18 protein-coding genes are annotated in these 12,801 nt (G+C 34.5%); 6 read left to right on the top strand and 12 right to left on the bottom strand.

From position 1 onward, the window contains the following. Positions 1–27: 27 nt before the first annotated feature. Entirely contained in the window at positions 28–969 is a 942-nt protein-coding gene (locus T478_RS03105; RefSeq protein WP_048105130.1) for a deoxyhypusine synthase, read from the top strand. Between the two features lie 18 nt (positions 970–987). Beyond that, on the top strand, positions 988–1,536 hold the full coding sequence (locus T478_RS03100; protein ID WP_048105129.1) for a CBS domain-containing protein: 549 nt from the start codon (positions 988–990) through the stop codon (positions 1,534–1,536). A 1-nt stretch (position 1,537) separates the two neighbouring features. Here T478_RS03100 and T478_RS03095 read toward each other — a convergent pair whose 3' ends face one another. From T478_RS03095 to meaB, 4 genes are read right to left on the bottom strand one after another with little or no spacing between them, the layout of a single operon-like run. Continuing rightward, positions 1,538–2,257, bottom strand: a complete 720-nt coding sequence (locus T478_RS03095) for an urease accessory protein UreD (protein WP_148307813.1) — start codon at positions 2,255–2,257, stop codon at positions 1,538–1,540. Positions 2,258–2,285: 28 nt separating this feature from the next. Then, entirely contained in the window at positions 2,286–2,681 is a 396-nt protein-coding gene (mce, locus tag T478_RS03090) for a methylmalonyl-CoA epimerase (RefSeq protein ID WP_048105127.1), read from the bottom strand. Further along, positions 2,682–4,280, bottom strand: coding sequence for an acyl-CoA mutase large subunit family protein (locus tag T478_RS03085; protein WP_048106859.1), 1,599 nt, complete (start codon positions 4,278–4,280; stop codon positions 2,682–2,684). A gap of 5 nt (positions 4,281–4,285) precedes the next feature. Beyond that, positions 4,286–5,203, bottom strand: coding sequence for a methylmalonyl Co-A mutase-associated GTPase MeaB (gene meaB, locus T478_RS03080; protein WP_048105123.1), 918 nt, complete (start codon positions 5,201–5,203; stop codon positions 4,286–4,288). Between the two features lie 76 nt (positions 5,204–5,279). On the opposite strand from meaB, the gene T478_RS03075 reads away from it, so the two are divergent. After that, positions 5,280–5,702, top strand: coding sequence for a cobalamin B12-binding domain-containing protein (locus T478_RS03075; RefSeq protein ID WP_048105121.1), 423 nt, complete (start codon positions 5,280–5,282; stop codon positions 5,700–5,702). Between the two features lie 2 nt (positions 5,703–5,704). Here T478_RS03075 and ilvC read toward each other — a convergent pair whose 3' ends face one another. Further along, on the bottom strand, positions 5,705–6,703 hold the full coding sequence (gene ilvC, locus T478_RS03070) for a ketol-acid reductoisomerase (protein WP_048105120.1): 999 nt from the start codon (positions 6,701–6,703) through the stop codon (positions 5,705–5,707). Positions 6,704–6,751: 48 nt separating this feature from the next. Between ilvC and T478_RS03065 the strand changes: the two genes are divergently transcribed. Then, a complete protein-coding gene (locus tag T478_RS03065; RefSeq protein WP_048105117.1) occupies positions 6,752–6,991 on the top strand; it encodes a hypothetical protein in 240 nt (79 codons plus the stop codon). On the opposite strand, the gene T478_RS07810 is transcribed toward T478_RS03065, so the two are convergent. The 5 genes from T478_RS07810 to T478_RS03045 are packed head-to-tail and all read right to left on the bottom strand — an operon-like array spanning position 6,984 to position 10,062. Continuing rightward, the gene (locus T478_RS07810) at positions 6,984–7,103 is read right to left on the bottom strand and encodes a scaffold protein involved in DNA repair (protein WP_218276824.1); all 120 of its coding nucleotides are present in this window, start codon (positions 7,101–7,103) and stop codon (positions 6,984–6,986) included. The genes T478_RS03065 and T478_RS07810 overlap by 8 nt on opposite strands. Continuing rightward, entirely contained in the window at positions 7,100–8,017 is a 918-nt protein-coding gene (locus T478_RS03060) for an EF-Tu/IF-2/RF-3 family GTPase (RefSeq protein WP_048105115.1), read from the bottom strand. Before T478_RS03060 ends, T478_RS07810 begins: the two co-directional genes overlap by 4 nt. A gap of 15 nt (positions 8,018–8,032) precedes the next feature. Further along, on the bottom strand, positions 8,033–9,253 hold the full coding sequence (locus T478_RS03055) for a redox-regulated ATPase YchF (protein WP_048105113.1): 1,221 nt from the start codon (positions 9,251–9,253) through the stop codon (positions 8,033–8,035). Between the two features lie 33 nt (positions 9,254–9,286). After that, positions 9,287–9,652, bottom strand: a complete 366-nt coding sequence (locus T478_RS07545) for a hypothetical protein (RefSeq protein ID WP_048105111.1) — start codon at positions 9,650–9,652, stop codon at positions 9,287–9,289. Then, positions 9,652–10,062: a CoA-binding protein gene (locus tag T478_RS03045; protein ID WP_048105109.1), complete on the bottom strand. Its 411-nt coding sequence runs from the start codon at positions 10,060–10,062 to the stop codon at positions 9,652–9,654. Before T478_RS03045 ends, T478_RS07545 begins: the two co-directional genes overlap by 1 nt. A gap of 235 nt (positions 10,063–10,297) precedes the next feature. Here T478_RS03045 and T478_RS03040 point away from each other — a divergent pair, with 235 nt between their 5' ends. Further along, positions 10,298–11,128 carry a menaquinone biosynthesis family protein gene (locus tag T478_RS03040; protein ID WP_048105105.1) on the top strand — a complete coding sequence of 277 codons (831 nt, stop codon included), beginning with the start codon at positions 10,298–10,300 and terminating at the stop codon, positions 11,126–11,128. Here T478_RS03040 and T478_RS03035 read toward each other — a convergent pair whose 3' ends face one another. After that, on the bottom strand, positions 11,129–11,383 hold the full coding sequence (locus tag T478_RS03035) for a hypothetical protein (protein WP_238573657.1): 255 nt from the start codon (positions 11,381–11,383) through the stop codon (positions 11,129–11,131). It abuts the gene before it with no gap. A gap of 200 nt (positions 11,384–11,583) precedes the next feature. On the opposite strand from T478_RS03035, the gene T478_RS03030 reads away from it, so the two are divergent. After that, positions 11,584–11,802, top strand: a complete 219-nt coding sequence (locus tag T478_RS03030; protein WP_048105098.1) for a hypothetical protein — start codon at positions 11,584–11,586, stop codon at positions 11,800–11,802. On the opposite strand, the gene dusB is transcribed toward T478_RS03030, so the two are convergent. Continuing rightward, positions 11,803–12,768 (bottom strand): tRNA dihydrouridine synthase DusB, encoded by a 966-nt coding sequence (dusB, locus tag T478_RS03025; RefSeq protein ID WP_048105095.1) that lies wholly within the window; start codon positions 12,766–12,768, stop codon positions 11,803–11,805. Positions 12,769–12,801 lie beyond the last annotated feature (33 nt).

Genomic DNA, 12,801 nt, shown 5'->3' with positions numbered 1-12,801 from the left:
CTAGTCTGTTACTTATTTCAAAATATCATGATTACACCAGGACGTCCCGTGAAAGATGTAGATATAACAAATAATTCAGATGCAGACCACATATTCAAAGAACTTGCACAAGCAGGTGGATTTGAGGCAAGAAATGTTGCCGAAGGTGTAGACATCCTATACAATATGATTAGTGATGAGAAATGCACAAAATTTCTATCATTTATCGGAGCTATTGTTTCAACAGGATTCAGAGGAATCATACGAGATATGATCAAGAAAAAATGGTGTGATGTGGTAATTACAACATGTGGTGCATTAGACCACGATATTGCAAGACACTTTTCAGAATACAAAGAAGGATCATTTACAATGGATGATAGAGAATTAGCAGATCAAAATATCCACAGACTAGGAAATGTCCTAGTACCAATGGAAAGTTATGGTCCATTAATTGAAGAAAAGGTACAAGAGATTTTAGAAAAAGCATACAATGAAGGAAAAAAAGAAATGTCAACTGCAGACATTAACAGAGAAATAGGAAAAGCTATGGGCGAAGATTCATTTTTGTATTGGGCCTACAAAAATGACATTCCAGTAGTAGTTCCAGGAATTATGGATGGAGCAGTTGGAAGTCAAGTATGGATGTTTTCACAAAAACATTCAGATTTTAAATTAAACATAATCGAAGATGCAAATTTCCTTTCAGGATTAGTTTTCAAAGCTGAAAAATCAGGAGCGCTAATGCTTGGAGGAGGAGTTCCAAAACATCATACACTATGGTGGAATCAATATAGAGAAGGATTAGATTATGCAGTTTATGTTACAACAGCACAAGAATTTGATGGAAGCTTAAGCGGTGCATTGGTAAGAGAAGCAATATCATGGGGAAAGGTGACAAAAAATGCAACTGAAACTACGATTCATGCAGAAATTACAACAGTTTTTCCATTCATGTACAAAGCTCTATTAGAAAAACTAGAAAAGTAACAGGATTCAGAATTTAATATGCTGCCATCAATTGAGAGTATAAAACAACAAAGACTAAAAATCAATATGACACAAAAGGATCTTGCAAATTTGGTCGGGGTTAGTACATCCATGATTAATCAAATTGAATCAGGACGAAGTGCTCCAAGTTATAATACAGCAAAGCGAATTTTTGAGGTACTAGCAAGTAAAGAAAGTGAAGCATCAGCACACAATGCAGGAGAATTATGTAGTCAGAAAATTGTCAAATTAAAACCAACTAATACTCTTGGAGAAGCAATGGTAAAAATGGATAAAGAAAAGATTAGTCAGATCCCAATTTTTGATGGTAACGATGCAGTAGGAGTGATTACAGATTCAGGAATTATTGGGCATATGAGTGATGGCGTATCAAAAAAAATTAGAATTGAAGACATCATGGAACCTGCACCACCAATAGTAGAAAATGAAACACCTGCAAGCACATTAGCTCCTCTCATAAAATATTCAAAATGCATCCTAGTAAGAAAAGGAACAAAAATTATTGGAATTATTACCGGTGCAGACGTATTGAAGATGGTAGAATAGATTAGAGATATTCAGGTAAAATTTCTTTTCTAATAATTTTCAAAATTTCATAGATAGTTATTTTTTGATCCTCAGACGAATTTCCTAAAATTCTAATTGAAATTCCAGAATCATTAGGTAAAATACTAGAACCACCAGATATGTTTTGAGTATGAGAAAACAGTTCATTTATCATATCGTTAACTTTTGTAACATGTTTTTTTGTCAATATGTATACAGAAGTTAAAATTGTTTTATCATCAAACATTGCAAGAGATTGTATTTTTTGCATTTTTGGGGATAAGAGGGAAGAGTCTCTAAACTGAACACGGTCATTTATTTTTCCTTCAGTTTTAAGATAACACAAATCAAAGTCAAACATTTCACCCATTGCAATTCTTCCAGGCACAATTGTTTCAGAATAAACCACAGTGGATGAATCATCAATTTGTAAATTGGTTTTTTGATAGAATCTTGAATTTTTGTATGGGATAATTTGTTCAGGTATGAATTCCAAGTAGGAGTTATCCTTCAAGTTGAGAGTTACCATATGTGTTGCATAGTTTGATTCCATTTTGTATATCCTAGTTGCACCCTGAGTTGTAATATGAGATATTGCGTTATTTCTTAATTCAACATCCATTCTATATCGATCGCCTTGAAGTATTCCTCCAGAGGGAGATAAGATGAAGACGTGCGCCATAGAAGGATAATCCAAATCATAGTGCAATGCTTTTTGCACATATAGTGGAACTTGTGTCTGTTTTTTTTTATTTTGGGTGTGAACATAATTCAGCCAAAACGCCCTCTAAAGATTTTGGATGAATGAATGTAACTTTTGTTCCAGCGGAACCTGGACGGACCTTACCTAAGAATTGGACTCCACAGCCTTCCATACGTTCTACTTCGCCATCAATGTTATCAGTTTCCAAAGCCATGTGATGTAAACCTGGACCTTTTTTATCAAGAAATTTTTTGATTGGACTATCATCTTTTGTTGGTTGCATTAACTCAATTCTTCCATTTTCCATAGGGATGATAGCAACTTTTACTCCCTCACTTTCTACAGTTTCAAATTCAATTTCATCAATTCCAAGTGCTTTTTGATACACTTTTGCAGATGCTTCAACATCATTTACAGCAATTGCAATATGATCAATTTTCATTTAGAAAACCTCCTTTGGCCTATATTCGCCAAATACTTCCCGTAACGTATTGCTGATTTCACCAGTTGTAGCATATGTCTTAACAGAGTTTACAATGAATGGCATTAAGTTTTGGTCAGTATCAGCTGCTGCCTGTAATTTTGATAGAGCACTATCAGTTTTTTTGTTATCACGTGATTTTCTTAGTGCTTTGATTGCTTTTTCCTGTTTTCTTCCTAGAGAATCATCAATTCTGAGTAGTTTTTGTTTTGCCTCAACCTCATCAACAAATTTGTTGACACCGACTAAAACTCGAGATGAATCATCTACCTCTTTTTTGATACGATATGCATTTTGTCTTATCTCTGCTTGGAAAAATCCTTTTTCAATTGCTTTGAGTGAACCGCCCATTTTATCAATTTTTTTAAGATATGCCCAAGTTTGTTCTTCAATCTCATCACATAATTCTTCTAAATAATGAGAGCCTGCCATAGGGTCTACTGTTTTTGTAATGCCAGATTCAGATGCAACAATTTGTTGTGTTCTTAGTGCAATTTTTGCAGATTCTTCTGTTGGAAGTGCCAATGCCTCATCTCTTGAATTTGTATGAAGTGATTGTGTTCCACCTAAGACAGCAGCCATTGTTTGCATAGCAACACGAACAATGTTGTTATCAGGTTGTTGTGCAGTTAATGATTCACCGCTTGTTTGGGTATGGAATTTTAACTGTAATGATTTTTCGTTCTTTGCATGGAATCTTTCTTTTAGAATTTTTGCATAAACCTTTCTTGCAACTCTGAACTTTGCAATCTCTTCAAAGAATTCTATTGTACAACAGAAGAAAAATGATAATCTTGGAGCAAATTCATCAATCTTTAGTCCTTGGGCAAGACAGGTTTCAATGTATTGAATGGCATTAGCAATGGTAAATGCAATTTCTTGTACTGCATTTGAACCTGCTTCTCGAATGTGATAGCCCGAGATAGAAACAGGATACCATTGTGGAACTTCGGTAGCACAATATCCAATCATGTCACCAATGATTCTCATGGAAGGTTCTGGTGGATAGATGTAGGTATTTCTAGCGATGTATTCTTTGAGAATATCATTTTGTGTTGTTCCTCTCAATTGTTTACTTGAAAATCCTTGTGATTCTCCTACCGCAATATAGTAGGCAAGTAATGTAGATGCAGTTGCGTTAATTGTCATAGATGTAGAAACTTTTCCTAATTCAATTCCATTGAATACAGTTTGCATATCTTTAAGCGATGAGATAGATACGCCAACTTTTCCTACTTCACCTTCTGCTTGTGGTGCATCAGGATCATGACCGATTTGAGTTGGTAAATCAAATGCCATAGAAATTCCAGTTTGTCCTTTTTCTAACATGAACTTGTATCGTTTGTTACTTTGTGCAGCATCACCAAATCCTGCATACTGACGCATTGTCCAAAATCTATCACGATACATTCCTTGATGAATTCCTCTGGTAAATGGAAATTTTCCTGGTTCTTCTTTAGGTCTCTTTTTTGTAGATTTCTGATAAAAGGGTTTAATCGGAATGCTAGAATCTGTTACATATTCTTTTGGTGCAGTTTTTGTTTTCTTTTTTGTTGCCATTTTAATCACTTTATGAAATTTTTTGTCAGTTTATCTGCTGCCTCAAATGGATCTATTTTTTTCTCTTGAACTTTTTTGAGATAGGATGAAAATGACTTGCTTTTTCCAATCATTGTTGAAATTTCCTGTCTAACGTTATTTAAAATAATATCTTCCAATTCAGATTCTAGACGAGTTTTCTCTGAAGTTTTTTTGTCTTTACTTTTTTGCTTCATTAATTCTTTAAGTTTAGATGCTAATTCTTTGATTCCTTTGTTTTTCTTTGCAGATGTTTTTAGGATTACAGCCTCTTCTTCGTCAGTTCCGATGAAATCTTGTAAAGCTTGGAACAGCTGTGTCGCTCCATCTAAATCACTTTTGTTTACCAAATAGATATCACCAATTTCTGTAATTCCAGCTTTGATGGTTTGAATGCTATCTCCTGTATGCGGATTAAATGTAACAACTGTAATATCTGCAATTTTTGAAATGTCGACTTCTGTTTGTCCTGCACCAACACTTTCAATTATGATTGGATTAAATCCTGCATATTCCAAAACGCGTAAACTATTCCTTACCGAATGTGCGATGGCACCAGTTGCACCACGTGATGCTATACTTCGTATGTATGTACCAGTATCTGTTGACTCGGTCATTCTAACACGGTCTCCCAAAATTGCACCGCCAGTTACATGACTAGTAGGATCTACTGCCAATACAGCAGGTTTTAGTTTTAATTTTTTCAGCTCCATGGACAGTCTGTTGATTAAGGATGATTTTCCAGCTCCTGCAGGACCTGTTATTCCAATTACAACGGATTTACCAGAAAGTTTGTAGATTTTTTTTATTAATTTACGTGCCTCTTTTGGGTCATTTTCCATTATTGAGATGGCTTTTGCAATTGCGCCTCGCTTTCCCTTTTTTAAATCTGGAAGTAGTGCCATACAAAACCCTCTAATCCCTTGATTAAAAATTTAGATGTAAAGAAAGATTTTAAAGCCAAATTTTAAGAATTAAATCATGAAGCAAAAGGTACAGTCACGACGCGTCAAAATTCTAGTTGCAAAATTAGGCTTGGATGGTCATGATAGAGGTGCACTAGTTCTATGTAGAGCATTTAGAGATGCCGGAATGGAGGTAATCTATTCAGGGTTATTTGCCACACCAGATAGAATTGCACAGATTGTCGAAGACGAAGATGCTGATGCTGTTGCCCTAAGTTTGCTAAATGGAGCTCATGGAACATTATTTCCAAGAGTTGTAAAAGAATTGAAAAAGAAAAAGATCACAGACGTACTAGTTGTAGGTGGTGGTGTAATTCCTGAAGAAGACAAAAAGGCATTAGAAAAAGCAGGAGTTTCAGGAAACTTTGGTCCAGGAACATCATTAGACATAATCATAGACCACATAACAAAAGGCGTTTCAAAACTAAGAAAATTATAATTTTATTCAGTAGAGTCAGGCCACATCATTTTTCTCATCTGTTTTCCTACAGTTTCGATTTGATGACCATCCAAGTCTTTCATGTATTTATCAAATGCAGCCTTGCCTTCATTTTGATAATTATCAATCCATTCTTTGTTAAATGTTCCATCTTGAATCATTGTTAGAACTTTTTTCATGTTTTCTTTTGTATCAGATGTCATGACCATTGGACCTCTTGTAAGTCCACCATATCTTGCAGTTTCTGAAACACGTCTCCACATTCCATTGATTCCATATCTTTGAATCATGTCTACAATTAATTTTAATTCGTGTAATACCTCAAAGTATGCAATTTCTGGTTGATAGCCTGCTTCTACTAATGTCTCAAATGCGTTAACTACCATTGATGCAGAACCACCACACAAATCTGCTTGCTCCCCAAACCAATCAGTTTCAACTTCCTCTTTGAATGTAGTTTGGATTAATCCAGCACGAGCACTACCAATTGCCTTTGCAATTCCTAATGTTCTATCCCATGCGTTACCTGTCTTGTCTTGTTCTACTGCAACAATTGATGGAGTTCCAAAGTTTTGTAAGTATGTCTCTCTTACTTTAGAGCCAGGACCTTTTGGTGCAACCATAATTAGATCAACATTTTCTGGTGCGTCAATCCATTTCCAGTAAATTGCTGCTGCATGTGAAAATGATAATGCATTTCCTTCTGAAAGGTTTGGACCAATTTCTTCTTTGTACACTTTGGCTTGAACCATATCTGGAAGTAAAATGTGAACAATGTCTGCTTGTTTTGTGGCATCGGCAACTGACATAACTTGATGACCGTCTTCTTTTGCTTTATTCCAAGTTGGGCTACCTTCTCTTAAGCCAACAATAACTTTTAGACCTGAATCTTTCATGTTATTTGCCTGTGCATCTCCTTGGATACCATATCCAATTACTGCAATAGTTTGGTCTTTGATAGGGTCAAGACTAATGTCTGCATCTTTCCATGTCTTTGCCATACTCAAACTCAAAGTCAATTCTATATAATCTATGCAATAATCAAATTCATGATCACAGATAATCCAAAGTTTGTAAAATTATTAATAATTGTAATTTTTGCAATTGTGGTTCCTGTCAGCATTGTGGGAATTAACATGTTTGAGAAAAATGTTACAAATCCCCGGATCTGGGAAGGATGGACATGTAGTGAAATGGAGAAATTTGCACTAGAAGACAGAGATGACAATCTAAACGATTTTCAAGCAAGTAAATTTCATGAAGATTTGTCAGAGTGTTTATCTAAATAGTTATGATTTTTTTACAGCTTAAACATCGAACCTTTACACCGTCACCATCTAGTCTTTCAAATTTTTTAGAGCCACATTCAGGACAGATTGGACATGCTCTTGCAGAGTTCATTGAGGAGTACCACTTCCAATTATTCGAACACTGTTAGATTCAGGCTTTAGTAAAACACATACATCTTCAGGCATTATGATTACAGGTTTTTCAAATATTAATTTCATAGGAGATACAGATGCAAACTTTGCAGCCTTTATTTGAAGACCTATACTTACAAGACACATTTGATTTTCTGCCAAGTTTGCCTTGAAGAATTGATTTTGTTTGAAATCAATAGTAATTTCAGTGACAGTTTTGATTGAAGGGTCATTTGATAGCACATCACCACGTGTAATCTCATCATGTTTGATATTTTTAAGAGAAAGACCAACTCGGGCAGGTGAAACTGACTCTTTAACATCATCATCATGCATTTGAATTGATTTTACCATTGCTTCAATTTCAGAAGGATAATGGTTAATCTTATCATATTGTGTGATCTTTCCAGATAGAACCTTCCCTAATGCTACAGTTCCCACACCCTTTACATCAAAAGTGTGATCAATTACAATGCTTGTACTTCCATCTTTTTTTTCTACAGCGAAGTTTGCTAATTCTTCTTTAATTTTATCTTGTTCAATTTTTTTGTATCCTTCAAGAACAGTTCCTTTGATCATCAAATCTAATCGAGATTCATCAACATCATAAGAATGGGATAAAATTCCGTCCTTTTTTCCTAGTGCATCTAAAGCAAGAATTTGTTCGCCTGTAAACTTGTCTAATGTATTTACATGAAATATCACATATTCTGCCAATGCAATTGCCTGAAATAGAGGCTGAATCTTTTCAGGAAAACCATTCGGCGTTACAAATGTGTAAATTTTTTCAGATTCTTTTCTATCAAATAACGTTAAATCTGTAGATGTACCTTTTTTTCCAAAATCAGTTGCAATTTCTTGATCACCTAAAATAACAAAATTTACAGATTCCATTGATAATCACTGATTTTATCCAGTGGATTTCTTTGTTGCGCTTACTAAAGATATGACATCTCTATCTCGCAATTGGTAATGTGTTGGTAAACGAAGATTATACCTCAAGTCTTTAGCATGTAACAATCCTTTTGATAGATCTGTATGAATTTCATTTGCCAAATTCTTTACAGTAGCACCATCTTTTAGTAAGAATAGATCAGGAAGCACACGTCCTTTCTTATCAGACATGTTAGTTTCATCTGCAACAGGAAAAATTGCATTCATTTTTAGTAGTTTGAAAACGGTAACATTAATTGCAAATTGAACACCTGTACGCATGTATTCACCCATGATATCCTGTTTGATGAAGTTTAGTGCGTTTGTCTGTTTGTCGTTTAATTCTTCAGGTTTTACAACGTCAAATTGTTCAGAACCAGGTGAATATTTAATCAAATCCTGTTGTTCAGCACGTCTCAAGGTCAACTCACTGTCTGCACTTGCAGGAACAGTAATGACCTCATTATATCTTTCACGAAGGCGATTAAAATTTTTGTCTGCACCTGGGACATCAATTTTGTTTGCAACTATCAAGGTAGGTTTTGATATCTTACGTAGAATTTTTGCAAGTTCTTTGGTTTGACCCATTTCAAATTCATCAAATGGAGTGTCCTCAAGTCCAGTAGTTTTTAGTGCTTGAATTACATGGGATTTTTTAACTCCAATTCCTTGATATAGTTCAGTTAAAGCATCCACTTGATCTGTTCCATCGCGAATGTTTTTTGATAGTTTATCCCTATTACCTTCAAGAATTTTTTGATACCACATTACCAATTCTTCTTCAATGTCAGCAAAATCAGATACCGGATCACCTGAGCCAGGTTCAGTAATTTTTCCTGATGCATCAATACTTCCAGAACAATCAACTACGTGTAACAACGCATCAGACTGAGCAGCAATTGAGAGAAACTGATTTCCTAATCCTTTTCCTTTCCATGCATCTTTGATTAATCCAGGTAAATCAATTAATTCGATTGGAATGTAACGCCATCCATCAGCACATTTAGAATGATTTGGTTCACATTGTACTTTAAACTCCATATGTACACATAACGTGATTGCTTGTGCAGTTCCATTTTGTGGTTTTTTTGTTGTAAATGGATACGATGAAATTTCAGTTGATGCCAACGTAGCGGAATTGAAGAATGTGGTTTTACCAGTATTAGTTTTACCTATAATTCCAATCTTAATTACCATGAATGGTTTTTGGTATTGATTGTATTTATCTGATTATTTTTTGATTTTATTTTCTATATTTGAAATACTGTTTTGAATCTCTTTTAGATTCCATTTCATTTCTTCTAATTGTTCAGAGGTTACTTCATCTTTCCATTTTTCAAGAATAGTTTTTGTGATTTCTGTACAATTGTATAGTACAGCCCAGTAAGGATGATGTTCTGCAGTCGTATATGCCAATTCGGCAGCATCTTCAACTCCAAGCTTTGCACGAGTTACAGAATCCATCTTTTCACCAAAAATTTTTACAGAATCGTAATCAAGGTCAGATTCAACTTTTATTTGCATTTGTCTTTTTTCAAACTTTTCTACCAAAATTTTCAATTCTTCATAAAATGCTTGGAAGGTATTGTCAGACATTAGGATAACCTTCTATGTTCTGCCAACATGCATCGATTATACACAACATCAATTCCTGCATCTCGAGCGAGTTTTTCTGCTTCTTCGTTGTGTATTCCTTCTTGAAGCCAAATTACTTTGGGCTTTTTCTTAATTGCTTCTTTAATGATTGGCATTACCTGATCTGAGGGTCGGAATACATCTACAATGTCAACATCATCAGGAACGTCAGTTATTTCATCATAACATTGTTTTTTCAAAATAACATCTGCATTTGGATTTACAGGAGTGATATCATATCCATTATCATGTAGATATTTTGGGACGTAATGTGCAGCCTTATCAGGATTTTTTGACATTCCTACAACTGCAACTTTTTTCATCTTTAAAATTTCTAAAATTTCTTCATCAGAATGAGGATCATCTTCCATAGCAGAAAAATATCTTTAGAACTAATATGTTAATCTTCGTGTTTATGTTCGTGTTCTGACAGATGACAATCACAGTCGCATAATTCGGTGGTATGGTTGTTTTGACAATCAATACACTCAAAGTGTTTGTGGTTTTCACAGCTAGAGCAGATCATAACTAAGTATACAACTACATCTTATTTATTATATATCCAGAAAACTTTGGTTATTATTACGAGAAATATGCTTTAAGATTGTGGACATTTCTGTAGGACATACACCAGATTCTGATGATGCATTCATGTTTTATGCAATGTTTACTGATAAAGTAAAATCGGATGATTTCTCTGTCACACATGTCATAGAAGATATTGAAAATTTGAATAAAAAAGCAAAGAATCCAGAACTTGATGTTACTGCAGTTTCTGTTCATGCATGCGCATACATTCCAAATTATGTGATGCTAAGAAGTGGAGGAAGTTTTGGAATTAATTATGGACCGATTGTTACGGCAACAAAACCAATGACGATTGAGGAAATAAAAAAATCAAAGATTGCCATTCCAGGAGAGATGACATCAGCGTATTTACTTTTGCAGTTAATGATTGGAAAATTCGATTATGTTGAAATGAATTTTAGTGATATTCCAGAGGCGGTCAGAAGTGGAAAGGTAGATGTCGGGTTGGTAATTCATGAAACCCAGTTATCATTTGGCGAAGAAGGTATACAAAAAATTCTTGATGTAGGCGAATGGTGGCATGAAAAATCAGGAGGGTTACCTGTCCCGTTAGGGGTTAATGTGATGAGTGAGAAATTAGGTGAGGAGTTAATTTACAAATTTGATAAATATTTGCAAGAATCCATCAAATTTGCAAGAGATAACATACCAGATGCACTAGATTATGCAATGAAGTATAGTAGAGGTAAATCACGAGAATTAATTGAGAAATTTGTTCTAATGTATGTCAATGAAGTTACTGTAGATATGGGCGAGGCAGGAGAAAAGGCTGTCAGATTAATGTTTGAAATGGCAAAAGAAAAAGGGTTAGTTCTCGACTTTGAATTGAAGATTTCAAAACCACTCTAATTATTTCTTAGAATTTTTAAAAAAGGACATAATGAATGATGCCCCACCTGCTAGAAGGATAACAAGTCCAACTGAAAATTCAATTATTAATCGATTGTGAATTTCTTTTTGTTCAGATTCCAAAGTTGCATACATCTCTGAATCCATATTTTCAAAATATTGAATCTGAGGATAATCAAAAATGGTTACAAATGAACCTAAAATTAATAAAATTATTCCGATAAAAAACCATGTAGAATTTTGTATGTTTACCAAGTATTTTTTCAAAAAATGAATCAAAGATAAATTGTTCATACTGCTTATATTCAAAATTCACATACTCTATACATGAAAACAAACCAAAATAATGATTCAACATATGATTACTCTGGACTTTTCATCGATGACGAAGAATTCTAGTTCTGATGTTATCAAGTCAGGATCTAGTTAATATTATCCAGAGACGAAAATAGTTCATGAAGCTTTTCTTGGATTTCGAACCTTGTGTAGAATGCAAAGAAATGATGAACGAGTTGGCATCTGAAGAGATGCTTTTTGCAGACGATGAAACAAGAGCAGACATATCAGCAAAGTTCCTCAGACATTTGACATACAACCACAACGAGGTTGTAAAGGCAGTAATGTCAGAGGTAAAAAGTCAGAAAAGAAGTCCAGAATTTGACCTATACAAGTGATTAAACAGTCACTTTTTGCAAAAGCAATTCTTTTAGATCATCAGTGTTTGTTGCAGCACTAAGTCTATTGCGAAGTTGTCCACCACCAACAGTTCCTTTTGTAAATCGTATCGCCTGTTGTTTGATGTTTGCAAATCTAATATGATATTTTTCTGTAAGTTCAAGATACGTAACAAATGCTTCCAGTCTATCAGTCAGGGTGTATTTTTTGTATACTCCACTTTCAAGATAGTCATTAATTTGTTCAAAAATAAATGGATTACCCATCGCACCTCTACCAATCATGAGATAATCACATTCGGTGTAATCTAGAACCTTTTTTGCAATTTCAGGAGAAGTGATATCACCATTTCCAACAACAGGTACAGAAACATTTTGTTTCAACTTTTTAATCATATCCCAATCAGCATGACCAGAATATCCTTGAGATACAGTTCGAGGATGCAATGTCATCATTCCAATCCCTTCTTGTTCTGCAATTTTTGCAATGTCTAAAAAGAGTGAATTGTTTTCCTCAGTAACACCAATTCTCATTTTTAATGAAATTGGTTTTTTTACAGCATTAACAAGAGTGCGAAATATTTGACGTGTTAAATCTGCATTTTGTAATAATGCACCACCTGCCATTTGTTTTGTAATATGTGGGGCAGGACAACCCATGTTATAATCAATCATATCAAAATGAGGTTCAACGATTTTTGCTGCCTTTTCTAATGCCGCAATATCAGAGCCAAATAATTGAACAGATAGTGGACGTTCTTTTTCAGAAAATTCAATAAATTCAGTTATATTTTTTGATTGAGATTCTAGCTGTTCATGTTTTGCAACAATAGCATTAACGCTAGTAAGTTCAGTTACGACAAGACCTGCACCCATTTTTTTACACATTATACGTAACGCAGGATCACTAACTCCGGCCATAGGAGCCAAGAAAACCTTGCTTGTGAAGTTTGGAAGTTGGGCCATATGAGAATTCTGGCGAATTGTTAATTAAATCTA

It is taken from the genome of Candidatus Nitrosopelagicus brevis, assembly GCF_000812185.1.
In the GTDB taxonomy this organism is placed as follows: domain Archaea; phylum Thermoproteota; class Nitrososphaeria; order Nitrososphaerales; family Nitrosopumilaceae; genus Nitrosopelagicus; species Nitrosopelagicus brevis.
The sequence above is the reverse complement of the archived record's forward strand: the minus strand, read 5'-3'. Positions and strand labels throughout refer to the sequence as shown.

Excerpts from the sequence above, each read along its gene's own strand:
- T478_RS03055 (WP_048105113.1), bottom strand. The coding sequence starts at position 9,253 with ATGGTAATTAAGATTGGAATTATAGGTAAAACTAATACTGGTAAAACC.
- T478_RS03060 (WP_048105115.1), bottom strand. The coding sequence starts at position 8,017 with ATGGAATCTGTAAATTTTGTTATTTTAGGTGATCAAGAAATTGCAACT.
- T478_RS03045 (WP_048105109.1), bottom strand. The coding sequence starts at position 10,062 with ATGGAAGATGATCCTCATTCTGATGAAGAAATTTTAGAAATTTTAAAG.
- T478_RS03030 (WP_048105098.1), top strand. The coding sequence starts at position 11,584 with ATGAAGCTTTTCTTGGATTTCGAACCTTGTGTAGAATGCAAAGAAATG.
- T478_RS03065 (WP_048105117.1), top strand. The coding sequence starts at position 6,752 with ATGATCACAGATAATCCAAAGTTTGTAAAATTATTAATAATTGTAATT.
- T478_RS07545 (WP_048105111.1), bottom strand. The coding sequence starts at position 9,652 with ATGTCTGACAATACCTTCCAAGCATTTTATGAAGAATTGAAAATTTTG.
- T478_RS03105 (WP_048105130.1), top strand. The coding sequence starts at position 28 with ATGATTACACCAGGACGTCCCGTGAAAGATGTAGATATAACAAATAAT.
- meaB (WP_048105123.1), bottom strand. The coding sequence starts at position 5,203 with ATGGCACTACTTCCAGATTTAAAAAAGGGAAAGCGAGGCGCAATTGCA.
- ilvC (WP_048105120.1), bottom strand. The coding sequence starts at position 6,703 with ATGGCAAAGACATGGAAAGATGCAGACATTAGTCTTGACCCTATCAAA.
- T478_RS07810 (WP_218276824.1), bottom strand. The coding sequence starts at position 7,103 with ATGAACTCTGCAAGAGCATGTCCAATCTGTCCTGAATGTGGCTCTAAA.
- T478_RS03075 (WP_048105121.1), top strand. The coding sequence starts at position 5,280 with ATGAAGCAAAAGGTACAGTCACGACGCGTCAAAATTCTAGTTGCAAAA.
- T478_RS03085 (WP_048106859.1), bottom strand. The coding sequence starts at position 4,280 with ATGGCAACAAAAAAGAAAACAAAAACTGCACCAAAAGAATATGTAACA.
- mce (WP_048105127.1), bottom strand. The coding sequence starts at position 2,681 with ATGAAAATTGATCATATTGCAATTGCTGTAAATGATGTTGAAGCATCT.
- T478_RS03100 (WP_048105129.1), top strand. The coding sequence starts at position 988 with ATGCTGCCATCAATTGAGAGTATAAAACAACAAAGACTAAAAATCAAT.
- dusB (WP_048105095.1), bottom strand. The coding sequence starts at position 12,768 with ATGGCCCAACTTCCAAACTTCACAAGCAAGGTTTTCTTGGCTCCTATG.